Origin of the sequence: Enterobacter cloacae complex sp. P42RS (genome assembly GCF_014930595.1) — a bacterium.
Classification (GTDB): Bacteria; Pseudomonadota; Gammaproteobacteria; order Enterobacterales; family Enterobacteriaceae; genus Enterobacter; species Enterobacter bugandensis.
In genome coordinates, this window is sequence record NZ_JADBRK010000004.1 from 152,011 (window position 1) to 170,902 (window position 18,892).

18 protein-coding genes are annotated in these 18,892 nt (G+C 51.4%); 7 read left to right on the top strand and 11 right to left on the bottom strand.

Going from position 1 to position 18,892, the window contains the following annotated elements; all coding sequences use genetic code 11:
• The first annotated feature begins 15 nt into the window (after positions 1-15).
• A complete protein-coding gene (locus tag IM314_RS06625) occupies positions 16-1,245 on the top strand; it encodes an amino acid permease (RefSeq protein ID WP_059358104.1) in 1,230 nt (409 codons plus the stop codon).
• A 36-nt stretch (positions 1,246-1,281) separates the two neighbouring features.
• Here IM314_RS06625 and IM314_RS06630 read toward each other — a convergent pair whose 3' ends face one another.
• Positions 1,282-1,554, bottom strand: coding sequence for a GNAT family N-acetyltransferase (locus tag IM314_RS06630; RefSeq protein WP_048957332.1), 273 nt, complete (start codon positions 1,552-1,554; stop codon positions 1,282-1,284).
• A gap of 10 nt (positions 1,555-1,564) precedes the next feature.
• The gene (gene yjdI, locus IM314_RS06635; protein ID WP_041908367.1) at positions 1,565-1,795 is read right to left on the bottom strand and encodes a 4Fe-4S mono-cluster protein YjdI; all 231 of its coding nucleotides are present in this window, start codon (positions 1,793-1,795) and stop codon (positions 1,565-1,567) included.
• 178 nt (positions 1,796-1,973) lie between these two features.
• Between yjdI and IM314_RS06640 the strand changes: the two genes are divergently transcribed.
• From IM314_RS06640 to IM314_RS06660, 5 genes are all read left to right on the top strand, one after another.
• Positions 1,974-3,614 (top strand): sensor histidine kinase, encoded by a 1,641-nt coding sequence (locus IM314_RS06640; RefSeq protein ID WP_063437488.1) that lies wholly within the window; start codon positions 1,974-1,976, stop codon positions 3,612-3,614.
• The gene (locus IM314_RS06645; protein WP_075206212.1) at positions 3,598-4,293 is read left to right on the top strand and encodes a response regulator; all 696 of its coding nucleotides are present in this window, start codon (positions 3,598-3,600) and stop codon (positions 4,291-4,293) included. Before IM314_RS06640 ends, IM314_RS06645 begins: the two co-directional genes overlap by 17 nt.
• A 168-nt stretch (positions 4,294-4,461) precedes the next feature.
• Entirely contained in the window at positions 4,462-5,550 is a 1,089-nt protein-coding gene (locus IM314_RS06650) for an ABC transporter substrate-binding protein (RefSeq protein ID WP_028014307.1), read from the top strand.
• A 79-nt stretch (positions 5,551-5,629) separates the two neighbouring features.
• Positions 5,630-7,399 carry an iron ABC transporter permease gene (locus IM314_RS06655; RefSeq protein ID WP_080330079.1) on the top strand — a complete coding sequence of 590 codons (1,770 nt, stop codon included), beginning with the start codon at positions 5,630-5,632 and terminating at the stop codon, positions 7,397-7,399.
• Entirely contained in the window at positions 7,392-8,462 is a 1,071-nt protein-coding gene (locus tag IM314_RS06660) for an ABC transporter ATP-binding protein (RefSeq protein ID WP_041908363.1), read from the top strand. Before IM314_RS06655 ends, IM314_RS06660 begins: the two co-directional genes overlap by 8 nt.
• Positions 8,463-8,651: 189 nt before the next feature.
• Here IM314_RS06660 and IM314_RS06665 read toward each other — a convergent pair whose 3' ends face one another.
• Complete coding sequence (locus IM314_RS06665; protein ID WP_193358444.1) at positions 8,652-8,906, bottom strand: hypothetical protein; 255 nt, start codon at positions 8,904-8,906, stop codon at positions 8,652-8,654.
• A gap of 32 nt (positions 8,907-8,938) precedes the next feature.
• Positions 8,939-9,427, bottom strand: coding sequence for a helix-turn-helix domain-containing protein (locus IM314_RS06670; RefSeq protein WP_193358445.1), 489 nt, complete (start codon positions 9,425-9,427; stop codon positions 8,939-8,941).
• A 482-nt stretch (positions 9,428-9,909) separates the two neighbouring features.
• On the opposite strand from IM314_RS06670, the gene IM314_RS06675 reads away from it, so the two are divergent.
• A complete protein-coding gene (locus IM314_RS06675) occupies positions 9,910-10,506 on the top strand; it encodes a helix-turn-helix domain-containing protein (RefSeq protein ID WP_193358446.1) in 597 nt (198 codons plus the stop codon).
• A 365-nt stretch (positions 10,507-10,871) separates the two neighbouring features.
• Here IM314_RS06675 and IM314_RS06680 read toward each other — a convergent pair whose 3' ends face one another.
• The 7 genes from IM314_RS06680 to IM314_RS06710 form a co-directional block, all read right to left on the bottom strand.
• Positions 10,872-11,366 carry a fimbria/pilus outer membrane usher protein gene (locus IM314_RS06680; protein WP_193358447.1) on the bottom strand — a complete coding sequence of 165 codons (495 nt, stop codon included), beginning with the start codon at positions 11,364-11,366 and terminating at the stop codon, positions 10,872-10,874.
• 13 nt (positions 11,367-11,379) lie between these two features.
• Positions 11,380-12,081, bottom strand: coding sequence for a fimbria/pilus chaperone family protein (locus tag IM314_RS06685; protein ID WP_193358448.1), 702 nt, complete (start codon positions 12,079-12,081; stop codon positions 11,380-11,382).
• Between the two features lie 101 nt (positions 12,082-12,182).
• The gene (locus IM314_RS06690; RefSeq protein ID WP_193358449.1) at positions 12,183-12,899 is read right to left on the bottom strand and encodes a DUF1120 domain-containing protein; all 717 of its coding nucleotides are present in this window, start codon (positions 12,897-12,899) and stop codon (positions 12,183-12,185) included.
• A 679-nt stretch (positions 12,900-13,578) separates the two neighbouring features.
• Entirely contained in the window at positions 13,579-14,214 is a 636-nt protein-coding gene (locus IM314_RS06695) for a helix-turn-helix domain-containing protein (RefSeq protein WP_193358450.1), read from the bottom strand.
• A gap of 24 nt (positions 14,215-14,238) precedes the next feature.
• Complete coding sequence (locus tag IM314_RS06700; RefSeq protein ID WP_193358451.1) at positions 14,239-14,907, bottom strand: response regulator transcription factor; 669 nt, start codon at positions 14,905-14,907, stop codon at positions 14,239-14,241.
• 149 nt (positions 14,908-15,056) lie between these two features.
• Positions 15,057-18,236 carry an autotransporter outer membrane beta-barrel domain-containing protein gene (locus tag IM314_RS06705; protein WP_193358452.1) on the bottom strand — a complete coding sequence of 1,060 codons (3,180 nt, stop codon included), beginning with the start codon at positions 18,234-18,236 and terminating at the stop codon, positions 15,057-15,059.
• A gap of 50 nt (positions 18,237-18,286) precedes the next feature.
• Complete coding sequence (locus IM314_RS06710; RefSeq protein ID WP_193358453.1) at positions 18,287-18,883, bottom strand: fimbrial protein; 597 nt, start codon at positions 18,881-18,883, stop codon at positions 18,287-18,289.
• Positions 18,884-18,892 lie beyond the last annotated feature (9 nt).

The window sequence follows — 18,892 nt, forward strand, 5'->3', positions numbered from 1 at the left end:
TGAAACGTTGCTCTAATGTCGAAAATTTGGTCAAAAGATGAGACTCTCTGGAGTTTCGCTCTCTATGGCACGGCCGTGGGCGCAGGAACGCTGTTCTTGCCCATTCAGCTGGGCTCCGCAGGCGCTATTGTCCTGTTTATCACCGCCCTCGTGGCCTATCCGTTAACCTACTGGCCGCACCGGGCGCTGGCGCAATTTATTCTCTCGTCAAACACAAAAGGTAATGAAGGGATCACCGGCGCCGTCTCCCACTACTATGGTAAGAAGATTGGCAATCTGATCACCACGCTCTATTTCATCGCCTTTTTTGTGGTGGTGCAGATTTATGCGGTGGCCATTACCAACTCGTTAACCGAGCAGCTGGCAAAACACCTGACGGTGGACACCACCGTTCGCGTGCTGGTCAGCCTGGGGGTGGTGCTGGTATTGAATCTGATTTTCCTGATGGGACGGCATATCACGATAAAAGTGATGGGCTTCCTGGTGTTTCCGCTGATTGCCTATTTCCTGTTTGTCTCGATCTATCTCACCGGAAGCTGGCAGCCCTCGTTGCTCACCAGCCAGATGGCTTTCGATCGCCAAACGCTGCATCAGGTATGGATTTCAATTCCGGTGATGGTGTTTGCCTTTAGCCATACCCCGATTATCTCAACGTTTGCCGTTGACCGTCGCGAGAAGTTTGCCGACGGTGCCATGGATAAATGCAAGAAGATCATGAAGGTGGCGTACCTGATTATCTGCCTGAGCGTGCTGTTCTTTGTCTTCAGCTGCCTGCTCTCTATCCCACCGTCCTATATTATGGCCGCCAAAGAGCAGGGGGTGACGATTCTGTCAGCGCTGTCGATGATGCCGTCTTCCCCAGCCTGGCTCGGCATTTCCGGGATTATCGTGGCGATCGTAGCGATGTCGAAATCGTTCCTCGGCACCTATTTTGGGGTGATTGAAGGGGCGACGGAGATCGTGAAGTCGTCGCTAAATCAGGTGGGGATTAAAAAGAGCCGCGCCTTTAACCGCGCGATTTCCATTATGGGGGTGTCGTTAATCACCTTTGCGGTCTGCTGCATTAACCCGAACGCCATCTCAATGATTTACGCCATCAGCGGCCCGCTTATCGCCATGATCCTGTTTATCATGCCGACGCTGTCGACGTATCTGATCCCTTCCCTGAAACCGTACCGCTCAATTGGCAGCCTGCTGACGCTGGTCGTCGGCGTGCTGTGCGTGTCGGTGATGTTTGTTGGCTAGACGTACTCGTGCCCGGCGTGCTGCCGGGCGCGTTATTTACGCCCGAATATCGTCATATTCCCGCGTCTTATCAAACTCATGCTTCGCAAACGGGCACAGCGGAATAATTTTGCGGTTCTCACCGCGCATCTTCTCCACCACTTTCGCCACCAGCTGTTTACCGACGCCCTGCCCTTTCAGGCTCTCATCCACATCGGTGTGCTCGATAATGCTCAGGTGCTCGCCGGTCGGCACGAAGACAATCTCTGCGACCTGATTGCCGTTCTCATCATTCACGTAAAACTTGTTATGGCCTTCCAGAATTTCCATGGTTCCTCGCTTATTTTTGGCGATACTTCAGCGCACCGCTCGGGCAGGTATCAATCACGCGTACAACCGTTTCAACGTCCACTTCATCGGGAATGATCCACGGCTTACGTTTCAGATTAAACAGCTTTGCGCTCCCACGCACGCAGTTACCTGAGTGTTTGCAGATCCCGGTATTAAAGTAAACGTCAATTTTCTCGCCGGTATAGGCCCGGTACCCCTCATCCAGTAGTTCTTTATCCATGACATTGCCTCTGTAATTATTATCGTGCTGAATGAAGCATAGCCTTACGGGATCCTGATGGCTATAACGCCGAAAACGAAAAGCCAGGTCACAACTCTTTTCTCGCCAGATTGCGTCCGCTATTGGCACATGTCAGGCTCCGCAAATCTCTCACTTTCATAGGGCTAGCACAGGTTGAATGAAACGCAGACTCTCTTTTCAGGTAAAGCTGTTTTTAGCGCTGGTGTGCTTCTCCTGCCTGCTCTTAGTTCTGCTGGGAACGATCCTGTTTCATTTTATTGACCGACAGCTACACCACGATTTGGGCCAGCGCGCCCGGGTACAGGCCAGTGAAATCGCCCTGATACCGGGTCTGGCGGAAATGGTGGCAGCCAGAGATATCCCCGGTATCGCCCGCTTAATACAGCCGCTGCGTGCCGAAAGCGATGCCAGCTATATTGTGATTGGCGATACCCGGGAACAGCACCTTTATCATTCGGAATCACCGGAGCGCATTAATTTACCGATGATTGGAGGGGATAATGCGGAGGTGTTAAAAGGCAAAACCATTATTTCCGTGCGTCAGGGCGGGATTGGGGTGTCGCTGCGCAGCAAAGCGCCAATCTTTAATGCGCAGCATCAGGTCATTGGCATCGTCTCGGTCGGCTATCTGACCTCGTATATCGCCAATATTAACGCCCGCATTCTCTGGCAGGCTGGACTGTACGGTATTGCCCTTCTGCTGTTGCTGTTTATTTTCTCCTGGCTGTTTACCCGCAATCTTAAAAAGCAGATGTTCCGCCTTGAGCCGAAAGATATCGCCCAGTTGGTTTTGCAGCAACGCGCGCTATTAGAAGCCATGTACGAGGGGGTATTTGCCATCAATGAAGAGAAGCGGCTGATTTTAATTAACCGGGCAGCCAGGGAGATGCTCGATATTCATCAAAGTGAGAAAGAACTTATCGGCAAACCGCTGGAAGACGTTCTGCAGACGTCGCCGGGCTTTTTATCCCAGCGCTACGCCTCGGTAAGCGCTGGTCGCCACGACCAAATCGCAGTGCTTAACCAGCGAGAGGTGATCGTTAACCGCGTGGCGATTGAGGTCGAACCCGGCGTTGAAAGCGGCTGGGTGTACAGCTTTCGCGACAAAAACGACATTAACACCCTCAGCAGCCAACTGAGCCAGATCAAGCGCTATGCGGACAACCTGCGCATTATGCGCCACGAGCAGCTGAACTGGACCGCGACGCTGGTGGGGCTGCTGCAGATGAAACACTATGACGAGGCGATCCGTTACATCCAGATGCAGTCAGAAGGCGCGCAGCGCGTGCTGGACTTCGTTTCGGCCCATTTTTCCTCTCCGGCCCTGTGCGGGCTGCTGTTAGGAAAATACGTCAGCGCGCGCGAAAAAGGCGTTGAACTGCAGTTTGACCCGGCCTGCCAGCTCACCCGCATGCCCGGCACGCTCAACGAAACGGAGCTGATGTCCATTATTGGTAACCTGCTGGATAACGCGGTGGATGCGACCCTTAAGGCACCGGTCCCCGCGCCGGTGGAACTCTACATTTCTGACCGCAACCAGGAGTTGTTGATAGAGGTGGCAGACAGAGGCTGCGGTGTGGATGAGGCGGTGAAGCCACACATTTTCCGCCAGGGATTCAGCAGCAAACCGGAAAGTGAAAACGACATTGTGGGTACCGAGCACGGTATTGGCCTGTTTCTGGTGGCAGGCTATATCAGGAAAGCGGGCGGCAGCATAGAGATCGCCGACAACACGCCGCAGGGCACCATTTTTTCTGTGTTTATTCCCAATGGACAACCGCATGACCCAACCACTTGACGTTGTGATCGTTGAAGATGAACCGCACCTGGCGGAGCTGCATCGCGAGTATATCGAGCAGAATTTTCACTTGCGCGTGGTGGGCATCGCCGCGTCGATTGAGCAGGCATGCAGCCTGATTCGTCAGCATCAGCCGCGGCTTATCCTGCTGGACAACTATCTCCCGGACGGTAAAGGCGTGGAGCTCATCGATAACCCGCTGTTGAAAAGCTATGAATGCTCGGTGATCTTCATCACCGCCGCCAGCGATATGCAGACCTGCAGCCATGCCATGCGCAGCGGCGCGTTTGACTACCTGATCAAGCCCGTCTTTTTCCAGCGCCTGCACGCCTCGCTGGAGCGGTTTATGCGCTTCGTCCACACCGTGCAGCAGGTGAAGGTGGTCGACCAGCACGCGCTGGATCGTCTGTTTAATCTGCCTGCCGCGGAAGCCTCCATTACGCCGTCGACGAAGGGCATTGAACCCCAAACGCTGGAAAGGATTAAACGCCTGTTCGCCGAACATCCCGACAGCGCGATGTCGGTTGAAGAGGTGGTGGAAAACGTGGGGATCAGCAAAACCACGGGGCGTCGCTACCTGGAATACTGCGTGGAGAGCGGGTTAATCATCGTCGAAATGCTGTATGGCAATATTGGTCATCCACGGCGGCTATACCGCAAAGCCGACGATAAACCGTAATCCGAAACCGTTCGCAGGCAAACGTTCGCGGATTTTATGGTGTTAATTGCTGAAACGATGGTGACAGTCACACTTCGGAATCATTGCCCGCGCCTCCCTATTGTCGGAGGCGCGCTTTACGCTATGTTGACAATTAGTTCCTCAAATGTAACTAAAAGGTTAACTATAATGTCGAACACGTTCCGAATTTCTCTGCTTACCGCTACCGTCCTGTTCTCTGCTTCTGCACTGTCTGCCCTGCCGCAGGGCTATCCTGCTGAGTATCAAAAAGTTGTCGATGCCGCCACCAAAGAGGGCAAGGTGGTGATTTACTCCACCACCGACACCAAAGCCGCCGGGCCGCTGATTGCGGGCTTCGAAAAAACCTACCCGGGCATCAAAGTTGAATACAACGACATGAACAGCACCGAGCTGTACAACCGTTTTATCAGCGAACAGGCCTCCGGCGGCGGTAGCGGCGACGTGGTCTGGAGCTCCTCAATGGACACCGGGCTGAAACTCGCCACCGACTACGCCATGGAGTACAAATCGCCGGAGCAAAGTCAGCTGCCGAAATGGGCAGTCTGGAAAGATAAGGCATACGGCACCACCTATGAGCCAGTGGTCTTTATCTACAACAAGCGCCTGATCCCGGCTGGCGACGTGCCGGATTCTCACGCCGCGCTGGCGAAGCTGATTGCCAGCCAGACGGACAAATTCAAGAGCAAAGTCACCACCTACGACATCGAAAAATCGGGTCTTGGCTTTATGCTTTCCGTGCAGGATCACAAGGCCGATCCAAACTACTTTAAAACCCTGGCCGACGTCGCCAAAGGCGGCTTAGCGGTGCAGTCATCAACGGGCACCATGATGGAGAGGGTTTCCTCCGGTGAAAACCTGATCGGCTTTAACATCCTCGGATCCTATGCTGAAGCCCGTGCGAAGAACGATCCTTCTCTCGGCATTTCGTACCCGAAAGATTACACGCTGGTGCTCTCGCGCGTGTCGTTCATCAGCCAGCAGGCGCAAAACAGCAATGCGGCAAAACTGTGGCTGGACTATGTGCTGTCTGAAAAAGGGCAAAGCATTCTGGCCAGTCAGGCGGACATCCCCTCCATCCGTAACGATATCGAAGGCAAAAATGATATTGACGGCCTGACCAAAATCCTCGGTAACGCGCTGAAGCCGATCCCGGTTGATGAAACGCTGCTGGAGTACCTGCAGCCGAAAAAACGCCTGGAGTACATCAAAGAGTGGCGTGCAGCCGCCGCCAAATAAGCGTTCGGGCGCGGCGCACGCCGTCGCGCTCCCTGTCGACTGAGTTCGTTTTATTGGGCTGCAACACCAGGGATACCCCATGAATACATTACGCAGAAAGTGGCAAAGCCTGCCGCGCGGCATCGTCGTGCTGATAACCGCTCTGGTTATCTACACGCCGCTGTCATTTATCGTGATACAGAGCTTCCTGTCCGCTCCGTTCTTTTCTCCGGCAAAAGAGTGGAGCCTTGAATCATTTGGCTTTATCTTCACCGACCCTGATTTCTATAAGGCCCTAAGAAGCGGTTTTATTCTCGCCTTCGGGCTGGTCATCATCGCCATTCCGCTGGGTGGCGTGCTGGCGTTTCTGATGGTTCGCACCGACCTGCCCGGCCGCCGCCTGATTGAACCGCTGATCCTGGTCCCCATTTTCGTATCGCCGATGGTGCTCGGCTTTGGCTATGTGGTGGCTGCCGGTCCCGTGGGCTTTCTGTCCCTGTGGGCGCAGGCGCTGATCGGCTTTGTGCCGTGGAACATCTACGATATGTCGAGCATCGTGGTCATTGCTGGCCTGACGCACGTGCCGCATGCCTATCTCTATATTTCATCCGCGCTGCGCAGCGTCGGCTCTGATGTGGAAGAAGCCGCGCGCGTTGCGGGTGCCTCTCCGCTGCAGGTGATGACCTCCGTCAGCCTGCCGATGGTGCGCCCGTCGATCCTGTACGCCATCGTGCTGCTGTTCTTCCTCGGGCTGGAAGTATTTGGCCTGATGCTGGTGCTCGGCGATCCGGAAGGCAATATGGTGCTGGCAACCTACCTGTACCAGTTGACGAACAAGCTCGGCACGCCTTCCTATCACCTGATGGCGGCGGTTGCCGTGGTGCTGATCTGCATCACCATCCCGCTGGTGATGCTCCAGCGCCGTCTGATGCGCACCGCCAACCGCTTCGTCACTATGAAAGGGAAAGCCTCACAGGCTCGCGCGTTACCGCTGGGCAAATGGCGCTGGGTTGCCGGGGCGGTGGTTGCCTTCTGGCTCACCGTCACCATCGGCGTGCCGCTGCTCGGCGTGGTGCTGCGCGCGTTTATCTCCAACTGGGGCGTCGGCGTTTCGCTGTGGGATGAGCTTTCGCTGAGCACTTTCCGCACCATCTGGGCACAGCCCAACCTGCTGCGCGCCATCGTCAACTCCATGGCAATTGGGGTGATTGGCGGCGCGCTGGCCGTGGCGTGCTACCTGTTCGTCGGGATTGCGATGCACCGTAAACCGGATAACACCACGCGCTTCCTGGACTACAGCGTACTGGTGCCGCGCGCCGTGCCTGGCCTGCTTGCCGGTCTGGCGTTCCTGTGGGTGTTCCTGTTCCTGCCGATGTGGCTGGACAACTCGCTGAAATCCGGCTGGCTTTCCGGGTTCGCCTGGACCGACTGGATGCGCGAGAACGTCATCGTCTGGCTGCGTTCGCTGCGCAGCACCATTTTCAGCGTCTGGCTGGCCTATACCGTGGTGTGGATGGCTTACGGGCTGAGGCTTATCTCTTCCACGCTGCTGCAGGTGGGGCCAGAGCTTGAAGAAGCCGCGCGCAGCACCGGGGCGACGCGCGGGCAGATCACCCGCCATGTGACCATTCCCCTCTCCCGCTACGGTCTTATTGGTTCGTGGCTGCTGATGTTTCTGATCTTTGAGCGCGAATACTCAACGGGTGTGTATCTGCTTTCCCCCGGCACGGAGACCATCGGTTCAATGCTGGTTTCCCTCTGGGCCGCGGGTGCCATTGATATCGTGGCGGCGCTCTCTTTCATTAACATCCTGCTGGTCGTGGTAGGTCTGGGCATTGCCCTTCGTTTCGGAGTGAAAATACATGATTGAATTAGCGGTTGACGATCTGCACTTAACCTACGGCGACAATCCTGTTTTAAAAGGTGTCTCCATGAACCTGAAGCGCGGCGAAGTGGTCTCCCTGTTAGGCCCCTCCGGCAGCGGTAAAACCACCCTGCTGCGTGCCGTCGCGGGTCTGGAAAAACCGACGCAGGGGTCAATTGTCATTGGCAACAATAAAGTTTACGACGGCACGCCGCGCAGTGAGATCCCGGCAGAAGAGCGTAACCTGGGGCTGGTGTTCCAGTCCTATGCCCTGTGGCCGCACAAAACCGTGTTTGAGAACGTGGCCTATCCGCTCAAGCTGCGTAAAGTTCCGGCCAAAGAGATCCAGCAGCGCGTACAGGACGTGCTGGACCAGTTGGGTCTGGGGCATCTTGGCAAACGTCACCCGCACCAGCTCTCCGGCGGGCAACAGCAGCGCGTGGCGATTGGCCGGGCGCTGGTGTACAACCCACCGGTGATTTTGCTGGACGAGCCGCTTTCCAACCTCGACGCCAAGCTGCGCGAAGAGGCCCGCGTGTTCCTGCGCGAGCTGATTATCAAGCTCGGGTTATCCGCGCTGATGGTGACGCACGACCAGAACGAAGCGATGTCCATATCCGACCGCATCCTGCTGCTTAACAACGGCAAAATTGAGCAACAGGGCACGCCGCAGGAGATGTACGGCTCGCCAAAAACGCTGTTTACCGCCGAGTTTATGGGCAGCAACAACCGCCTGCACGGTAAGGTCACCGAAGTGCGCGACGGCAGAGCGCGTATCGAAGGAAAAGGCTGGGTGCTGTGGGGCCAGGCGGGCGAAGGGGTACAGAGCGGTGATGACGCTACGGCGGTGATCCGGGTCGAGCGCGTGGCGGTGGTTGAGGGGCCAGGGGAAAATCAGCTTGAGCTGCCGCTGCTCACCAGCATGTATCTTGGCGACCGCTGGGAGTACCTGTTCCGCACGCCGGGAGATGATTTTGTCATTCGCGCGTACGGGCATGAGGTGCGGGATCCGCAGCACTGCCATCTTTCGCTGCCGGAGAAGCATGTTTGGGTGTTCCCGAAAGGGTGAGTGTGAGAGGAAAGGCTGCGGGATGCGGCCTTTTCTGTTGGTGTATTATGAGTGCATGCAATCTATCTTATGTTAAATGATCTCAATGGATATATTACTTCATTGCTCACTGGTGTTGCCGCAGAAATCATATCGTCAGAATTTTAAAATTTCCTCTTTGCTTACTGGCATGTCGACTGTAATTAGTTTTTATGTCTGTTCCTGAATATCCTTCGCAGAGGTATTTTCCCAGACAAATGCAGAGAGCCGAATGCAGTCTGCATCAAGTACTTTTTCTTGTACTTTTCCATCCTTCGCAATTCTGTACCAGAGATCCAGAGCAGCACAGGCCCGCTCCAGAAAATTTTCTTCGTTATCCACATATGGATCCAGTAACCTTCCCATACATTCCAGAATATAATTCTCGGTAACTCTTGTCAGGTTATCATAGTCTTTTTTTTGCATCACATTATCACCCCGCATATTAAATATGAAAACTAAAACCCTTTAGGCAGTTTATTAATTTTAATTAATAATCCTTTTTTGATGACAATGTAACCACCATCTCTCAATGATGCTAATATTTTCATAATGCCGCTGCGCGAAAGTGAACTTCTTTCCTGTATATATTCCAGTGCGCTGGTTGTTGCGCGGATCTCAAAACTCTCATTGTTAAGTGACATAAGAAGATTACATATAAGCTCATAATTACTAATGCCCACAGTTTCTTTTTGATACTCGCTAAAACGTGTTGTGGATATCATAAGCATATACGATATTTCTTTCCATAGATGATTCTCATCGACGAAATTGAAAAAATCCTTTGCTTTCGTTATACCATACTCAATATCGCTTACAGCATGAATAAGTACATCAGATTTCTCATGATATATGTCATGCAGACCAACTAAGCAGGGCGCCGTAATGGTTGATAAAACAAGTGAATCGCTGCTTCGCTTTACGAGGCAAGTTCCACTGTATAGCATGAAGCACATCCTTTCTCCGTCTTTATCCAGTATGAACCGTTGGGTTTCTTTTCCTGTTTTTATTCCAGTAAAAGTCCGTAGAGATTCAAACAGTCCCTGAACACTATTCATAGATCTGGTGCTAATGTTTACTTTATTAAGATTGTACATGATCTTATTTCCTAATGAAAAACAGGTTTCAATCACTTACCCTAAGATGATGCTGATGTTTATTGGAGTCTAAGTATCTTATGATAGATCCTGCAATTAAAGTTTATTTCAATCCAATTGTAAGACCATAATCCAAAAAAGAATCGGAAGTGCATAATTCCACTATGATGGCATGAATATTTGTTCTTTCTGTGAGTTAACACGAAGGTTCTATTGTTAATTTCTTTAAGAGACTTATAATGGATGATATAGACTCATAATATAGGAGTTGTCCAACGGGCATGTCTTGAGGAAGTGAACATCCCGGTTAATCAACATGGAGATTTTATTGCATGCAAAAAATTATTGATCTTATAAGACAGAAGGGAACCGCTAAGGCTGTAGCCCCCGGTGAAATTATCAAGTCCCGGCACAATGGTATTTTTTTATGTCATCTCATCGAGTCAGGGATTGCCGTAATCTTTGCAGACATCCATGAGCGCCCCTTGCGGACAGTTTATGGACCTCACATTATTGGGCTGAATCAATTGTTTCATCCGCAGGAGGGGCTGGCTTTCAAAATGATCCATCCTTCTGTGGTGTATTCAATCCCTGTTCAGCAGCTGCTTACTATGATTGAAGAAAATGGCTTATGGTCAGAGCTTGCAGTTAACCTGTCAGAACTCGTACTTGAACTGTCTGTAAATGCCAGGAAGCGTAAGACGGATGAAACGGCTGACGTTGTGTACAAGATACTTCAGTCATTGCAGGACGAGAGTGAGGAGGTCCGAATTTCGCATACAGTAAATGACTACGTGCGTTATCTGACAGGTCTTTCTGCAAGTACGGTTTCCCGGACGATCGATACTTTCAAGAAAGAACACTGTATTGAAGTTCAAAACGGAGTACTCATCAGATTACATAAACGAGATGAGCCTGAAAAGACTTAGCGAAAACCATCAATGTTCAACATGTTATCAGGTGTATTTACTTAGAGTTTTTGTAGGTAGATTTATCACTGATTGTCTGTACATGTTCCATTGTCACCAGCGTGATATTATTTGCCTCTGAAAAAGTTTAAATTCAGCATAATCCGCAAAATTCATCTGATAGATAATTCTTTTGTATCCAGAAAAATTTTTTGTTCGTTAAATCTTAATCTTTCGACGGAAGCACTCCAGAATGCTATGCCTGTATTTCATAGGGTGAACATCACAACACGATTATAAAATCATCTCTTTAAATATTCGGTGTATGCAAATGAGGCTTTTATGGTTTATCATCCTTTTTCATTGACGGGGGGCTAGTCTTTAATTTAAAACGAATCATCCCCTCGGGCTAGAGATAAAAATGCTGGAGATTTAACAATAAATTGCCGCTTCGTACCATCATCTCCTATCAGGGTGACATCCAGTTCTGTGCGGGTGTCCAGCAAACGGAATCCATCTACTTTAAACGGGCCGGCAGGCAGTATTGTAGTGTAGATCAGAACACCCGACTGACAGATCTCCACTACCGACCGGGAATCCACAACCCCTTCAACAAATCCGGTAACCTGTCCGGTCGTTTGCAATGTTGCTTCAGGGAACAGCAGCCAGCCATGGGGTTGACCAGCATCCGGGATCGCATTCGACAAAGATACTGCTCTTATTTTAAGGTGCTGCTGGGAATGGATGGATATATTGAGATTCTTAACCACCGGAGCGGCCATATCCGCCACAGCCGATGCGGAAAGTGCAGATAGTATGCACAGGAACATCACGGTTTGAAGCGGCCCGCCCGGGCGTTTGCGACGAGAGTGAGAAGTCACGTTAACATCACTGTCAGTGAGTGAGTGGTGCGTCGTAGCTCTGCACCGAGTAGCCCCAGGTGGTGGCGGGGGCGATGCGGACCTGCCGGGCTGAGCCTGCAGCCGCGCCCTTTTTATCCAGGGAGAGCGTGCGTGTCTGGCCCGGCAGCACGTAGGTGCCGTCCATGGTCCAGGTGGCGTTATCCGGCAGGGTCTGCACCTTCTGCTCCATGCGCACCACGTAAGGCGACGGGTTGGAGACGGTCAGCGTGCTGCCGGACTGCTTCCAGACCAGACCCTTCCAGGGGGCTTCGTCTTTCGCCAGACCGGCCGGACGGATAATGACGGGCAGGTTCTGGCGGAACCCCATGCGCACGATATTCTGGTCTTTCTTCTGCGGCGGAACGCCCTCAAAGGTGACGCGCATCAGGTGTTCAGTGGTCAGCGGTGTCTTGTCGGTCATCAGAAAACGCACGCGCTGGGTCTTGCCCGCTTCGACGCGCGCTGCCGGCGGCGTGAGGGTCAGGAGATTCGCTTTATCTTCGGGAACAGCTTTCAGCGTGCTGAGCATCAGGACCGGGTAGCTGTCGGTGTTGGTCACGTTGACGCTGCCCTCTCCGTCACTCTGCTCAACAATAATGACGGACGTTTCCGGCACCATACCGGTGGCGTGGGATACCGCAGACGCGAGCATGAGGGCAGCCGCCCCGGTTTTGATAAACGAGGAAAGTTTCATTAGATATATGCCTCTGAAGAATGAAACAGAACGGCCGGGAGCCGTGGGGGCCTCCCCCGCCGGGTGGCGGGGGAGGCTGCCGTCAGTAGAATTGACGGGAATTACAGGTAAACCACTTCCAGGGTGGTCTGGCCGTCCAGCTTGACGGCATGGCTCAGATCCAACTCGGATGCCTTGTTGATGTACGCCTGAACATCCAGCTTACCGGCCAGGGTTTTAAAGGCCACTGGTACCAGGGTGCCTGTTTGGGCCCATGAAATTGAACGTGGAGTCCAACTGAAAGGGGTTCCGGCTCCGAGACCCTTGCCTGAACTATACCATGTTCCCGTGCCGTCATTCTGCGCATTGGTAATACTGTCAACAGGGTTCCCGTCAGCTGTTACAGTGCCACCCGTAATGGTCAAACCGTAACCACCAATTTTCTTGGTACCATCAAGACCCAGACCAACAACAGGGTAAAGGCCAGAAGTGTTACCAAAAACATTTACTGGAGCCTTACCCACACCATTGGCCACTTCGCCCCCAGCCAGGGTACCAGGACGATCGTTGACTGCGTGCAGGGCAACGCGTGCCGGGGCATCACAACTAATGGCAAAGTCTAGACTTTTTACCGGCAGCAGTGTATAGGCATCGGCAGACAGGGTGCTGGCCTTGATATTGCCGTAATCCACCACGCCGCCGCCGGACAGGGTCGGGGTGCAGGCTGCCGGCACGATGGTGCCGATAACATTCACCTGCACGCTTTCAGCGGAGGCGGCGTGAATACCGGAAACCAGAAGAGCAGCAGTCACTGCAGTTTTCATAAAGTTGTTTAACATAGTCTTTCCTGTGTATGTTTATTTTCCGCGGATATAAAGTTAAATATAATCCGCAGTGAGTTGGTAAAATTTATCCGTAAATTTCAAGATAATCAGGGCCACCCTTTACTTATTATTCAACTGGCAGCCTGGAGACCTTCTTTTCACTAAATAATCTTCAGTGTGATATTATTTGAAAAGATAATCTCGCACGAAGAAAAACATTCAGCATTAATATTACAGAATAATACCCCGTAACAGCATGATCTAAACTGGAAATAACCATAGACCATACCTGTTGAAGTTAATTATCCATATTAAAATTGCGTCATCAATCTTTTTTTAAAGCATAAATACACCAAAAATCTAAAAATGGACATCTAGTTTATTTTCGGGTTAAAATCTAACCATTCACCCTGATGATGTCCGTTCTGATTCTGGCAACGCTGGCTAGTAAAATCATAATGATTAAAATTATTGGGATGGTTAAATGAAAAAAGTAGCGGGGTATATGGAGGGCTTTAGCATGAACTCAGAGATAAAGTTATTAATTATACGTTAAATAAACAGAGTGGCTTTATTTATATTCAAGATGTGGTTAATTATTTGGCGTCTAATGAAATGCATAACTGAAACCTCTTTGGTTAAATTGGCAAATTTATAAAATACGAACTAAATTACTGTCAATAAATTATTCACATCAGTAATTCTCCGGTAGTTTGTTAATTTTTATCAACAACCCTCTCTTGATTACAATATACCCCCCTGCTTTTAAAGCAGATAATATTTTCATGATCCCGCTTCGAGATAAAAAGGTTCTTTCCTGGATATAAACTGCAGCCGGAATCATGGCCCTTGTTTCAAAATCCTCATTATTCAGCGCATACAGTAAGTTACTGATGATTTTATAAGTTGATAAACCATAACTGTTCCGCAGGTGCTCGTACAGCATAGATACAGCATACATCTGAACATATGATACCTGTTTCCAGGTCTGATTTTTTTCCACCACGCTGAAAAAATCTTCATGCGTAACCTGGATGTACTCAATATCAGAAGACGACTCGATAGTTACATTAATCTCGGGCGGAAGTAACTGGTTTATACCAAAAATATTTGGCCCGGTCATTTTTAAAATAACCAGGCCGTCTTCATTGCGGGAGATTACGCATGTCCCTTTGTATAACAGGAAACACATGGGCTTGCTGTTTTTTTTCATCAGAAAACGGGTTTTCGGGGGGGCGGTTTTTACTTTAGCCACCCTGCTGAAATCATCAAGAAGCGAATTTATATGCTCAACGGGTTTTAGTTCTGTGGCTGGCGTGGAGTGGTTCATTGTGGCACCTCGCTTTTTACTTTATTATAGACTGGATTTATATGCAATGCATGCCTTCTTTTTACATAAAGTGCCCGGTGTGTCAATACCAATTTTATCATCATAAACCTTCAAAAAAGTGCACAGGTCATGTGTGTTCTTCAGACCAAGTTTTTTCATCAAAATATATTTGTGTGAATAGAAAGTTTTAATATTCATATTCAGTATCGCTGAAATCTCAGTAGCATCAAAATCTTTCCTTATAAGATGTGAAATTTCTGACTGAATACCATTCAGGCGAAAGTGCTGACATCTGTTACAATCAGGAGCAATAATGGCCGATTTATACTTAACGATATCACTCCATTTACCCCTTATAAGACTCTCTAACGACCCGGGAGTTATTTTTTTGTTGATAAAAATCGTGCCGTACAGACAGGCTGGACGACGTATGCCAGAAGGTTGCTCAGTAGTCTCGATCATGATGATAACGACACATGAATACTTCTTGCCGAAAAGAGCGCGCTGACAGATATATGGTTCACCGGGAGCAAGAGACAGTATAATAACATCGGCCCTGGCGACAGCGCTGGCAGTTAGATCATATGTTATATCTAATGCCCTTGAACTTTTCGTCTTATTGACGCTTTTTATTATTTCTGCCAGAGAATAACAAAGCCATTTATTTTTAGCATTTATAATTACATTAATCATATTTTTACTTCCTGGGGGGATTACTGCGACACTGACAATAATGACGCAGGAGGTAAGCGGGTTCAGTACATTGATCAGGGAGACAATAAACCAGTAATCGTGTATGCTTTGCAGTCCCGTAATGCAGGGGCTGCCCCCTGCATAATTTCTTACCAGGTCCAGCGGGCTCCGACATTACCGGCCAGCGGTGATTCGCTCTTGCTGCTTTTCGCATAACGCAGGTCTGTATATATCTGCACTGAAGGTGAAATCTGAGCCGTCAGCCCTGCACCGTACTCTGCGCTCAGCCCGGACATGTCATTCGTAAAATGATTGCCGTTAATGCTGACCGAGTTATTATCTGAAAATTCCTCGATAACCGCCGCGCGAATCCACGGCTGGATCATCATTCCGTTTTCCAGATTAAGAGTACGACCGGCCACGCCGTTCAGCGCAGCACGCTGAGAGGTGGTCCGGTTACTTTCAGCATGTAAACCATTGTCATAATCGTAGGCAGCATCTTTTACCCACAGGGCAGAAAGCTGAAGCGAGGGTTCTGCGAACCATCCATCTTTCATCGTTATCTGGCGCCCTGCTTCCAGCGATAACCCAAAGCCCGGCGTATTAAATCCGCCTTTAGTTTTCACACCGTTGCTCATACGAGCTTCCGTGTGGCTGCTGAAGTTATTTGCCTTAGCGACTGCGTCGATAAACCACCCATCCTGTAACAGCCAGGTACTGTAACCCCCGACATAAAAACTGTTGATGGTACCATCGCTGCTGTTATCAAGATCCAGCCGGCTCTGACTGTATCCCATTAACAAACCGGAAATATTGTGTCCGCTTTCCAGTTCGTGTTCACCGTCAATACCGACAGTAAATCCGGTCTGAGTCTGGCGATAGCTGGAATCATCGCGTGGGCTGACATGGCTGGTGTTACCCTGCATGCGTATCCATGCACCTCCCCGTTCATTCCCCTCGCGGACCTCTCCCATGCGAAGACGGAGATTATCAAGCTCGCCATACCAGGCATCCGGCAACGCGTTGAACATGTTCAGCGCCGCTTTTGCGGTTGGGGTCAGTACCGGATTCTTAGCCGGTGTTGGTTCCGGCGCTGGTTCCGGTGCTGGTTCCGGTGCTGGTTCCGGTGTTGGCTCCGGTGTTGGCTCCGGTGCTGGCTCCGGTGCTGGCTCCGGTGTTGGCTCCGGTGTTGGCTCCGGTGTTGGCTCCGGTGTTGGCTCCGGCTTATCCTTCTGTTTCTGCGCCAGCACCCAGTCATTGCCGCGGTGTTCCAGCGCGTACTGCCAGGTACCGGCGTCAACGACACCATTTGTCAGAGAAAACTGTCCATCCCCACCCTGCGTGGCCACAACGGTAAGTGCCCGGCCATCCTGCTCAGGCTCACGCCCCGTATTGGCAATGCCCAGAACGTGCTGACCGCGGGTATCCCCTTTGATTACAATCAGATCGCCCCGCATATTCGCCAGATCGGTATTCATATTGAACCCGCCGTTACCACTGAGGTTATCCAGCGTCAGGGTGCTGAAATCCTCGCCGGTATGGCTAAAGTTCACCGTGCCGTCATGGCTGAAGTCACGGAGTGAGGAATCGCCGGTCAGGATCCACCTGCTGGTGCTGTCCAGTGATAGGGATTCAATATCGCTGATTTTACCCGTCAGGGCTGAGTGGTCTGCCAAGGCGACCTCAACACGGTTGGCGGTCGCGGTACGAATATCCCCCGTCAGGATAACCTCTCCCGTTGCTCTGACGCTGACGTCGCCATTATAGAGCGGGTCTGTGGTACTGCCTGAAAGGCTGTCCAGCAATACGCCATTGCCGCCGGTGATCTGCGTTTTATTTTGCAGGGTAAGGTTCAGAGGGGTCCCCAGGGTTTTAATCGCTGTACTTTTCCCGGCATTTAACGTGACGTTATCGAGAGTGACCGAATTACCGGTTCCGTATTTTGGCGCAGAGGCAACAATTCCCCAGGCTGAGTCACCGGTTGTGGATATCGTCGCATTGCTGATACTCGCAGTGCCTCCACGCACCCACAGGCCATGCGCATCTGCTGCAGAGGTAGTGAGATCGAGGCCTTCAACGGTAATGATCCCCCCTTCATTAGCCAGCATGCCGGAAGCACTGTTTCCTTCGGTACGCAGCTGAACGTTTTTAACATCGATGCGGCCCTCGTGAGTGGCATTCATACCGATAGCACTGGTTCCATGCGTACTGATGACCAGATTTTCCCCGGTGACCCGGGCTGAGCTGTAAATACCTGAACTGTTATCGCCATCGGTAGTGAGTTCCGTATTCTTTACTGAAGCCGAACCCATCATGCCATCCAGGGCATGCGCATTCGTTCCCATGGTATTTATTGATACGTCCGAAATATCAGCTGACGCATCATCAGCACCCACCCAGATGCCATCGGCAAAATGGCCCGTGGTCGCAATACTTCCGCCAGACATGGTGAATGTACTGTAGCGGTTAGCATTCACCCCCTGACCGGTATCCGTCTTAATGTCGGTGTTTTTCAGGGTCACATTCCCCCCGAGAATATAGACACCGTCTCCCTCAGCGGTTGTGATCTGGCTGTCGGTCAGATTCAGTATCCCTGTGTTTCCGCCTCCGGCGTTATAGACTTCAACACCACGGTTACTGTCCAGCGAAGTCAGCGTAACGTTTGTTCCTGTCACGGTGCCGTTTCCCAGCATAATACCGGCTTGTGTGCCCGCCCCGAGCAATTCGACATCAACATTGTCAAGCACTGCAGTTGCCGGACCGAAAGTGGAGTGCGCCAGGGAAATCCCCTGACTGCCAGCACGCGTGGCGATGATATGAACATTGCTGGCATTCAGGCTGCCCTGAGCAAGCTTAACCCCGCCACCGGACTCACCGCTCACATCTATCGTAACGTCCCTGAGCGTGACACTGGAATCGTTCGTCCCGTTAACGCCCTGGCTGTTGGCGCCGGCCACATTGATGGTGCCGCCATTCATACTGAAAGTACCACCCACCAGACTGACAGCATGTGCCAGATTGCCGTTGGTGGACAATCCGGCCTGGGCGAGGTTAATGCTGCCGCCGTTTTTTGCGTACGCTGCAAAAAGCGTATCCCCTGCCGTTGAAAAGTGCAGGTCAGGACTCACCGTCTGCAGAACGCTACCTGCCCCCTCGGCATATAAAGGGTAGTCATTTGCCGTGTTTGAGCTGTAAGAGCTGTTCACGTTAATGACAGCGCCGGATTTTTCGTTCCAGGGTGTCTCCGCAAGTGAGGACATCGGCAACGCACCTGCCGTCAGGGCCAGGAACGTGCTGCGTGCCAGTAACGAACGCTTAAAGATATTCATATCTTTTCCTTGATATCAAAAGTATTAAATACCAGCAAAATGGTTAAGGTTCAGTCCATTAACTCAAATGACACGCTGGCTCCATTGGCCTGCCTGCTGGAAACACGGGCATCGTTATCCGTCAGTACGGGCTGGATCTCGAGACGCACATTGAATGTTTTTCCCTGCGAGGGCAGATTTCCGCTGACTGCAGAAAAGGTCTGGTCGGGCAAAAGAGTCAGTATTTCCTGAGGGGCACCCAGCAACGCCCCCGCTGAACTGGTCAGTGCAACAGGTACATCCCTGCCGTCGAGCTGGGCGCCGGTGACCCGCACCTGAAGCTCTCCTGATGCGCCGTAGCGGAACTCGCCGCGGACAGTGCGACCGCCCATGACCTTGAGGCGCATATTGTGCGTATAGGGGCAGACAACCGTAACGGAAAGCTGACGCTTTCCGGGGGTCACGGCCTGACGGCGACCATCGACATCCTGCATTTGCCAGCGGGACTGCAGGCCATAGTCGATATCGGTGGTACTGGTCGATATCTGGCACCGGGGATCCACAGCCGGTATCTGCGGCGCCTGTTGAAAATGGCCACTCCCGGAGGGAGTCGCCAGAGCGCAGACGGAAAAGAGTAATAAGCTGACAGCAGGAACGGTATTTCGCATAACATCCTC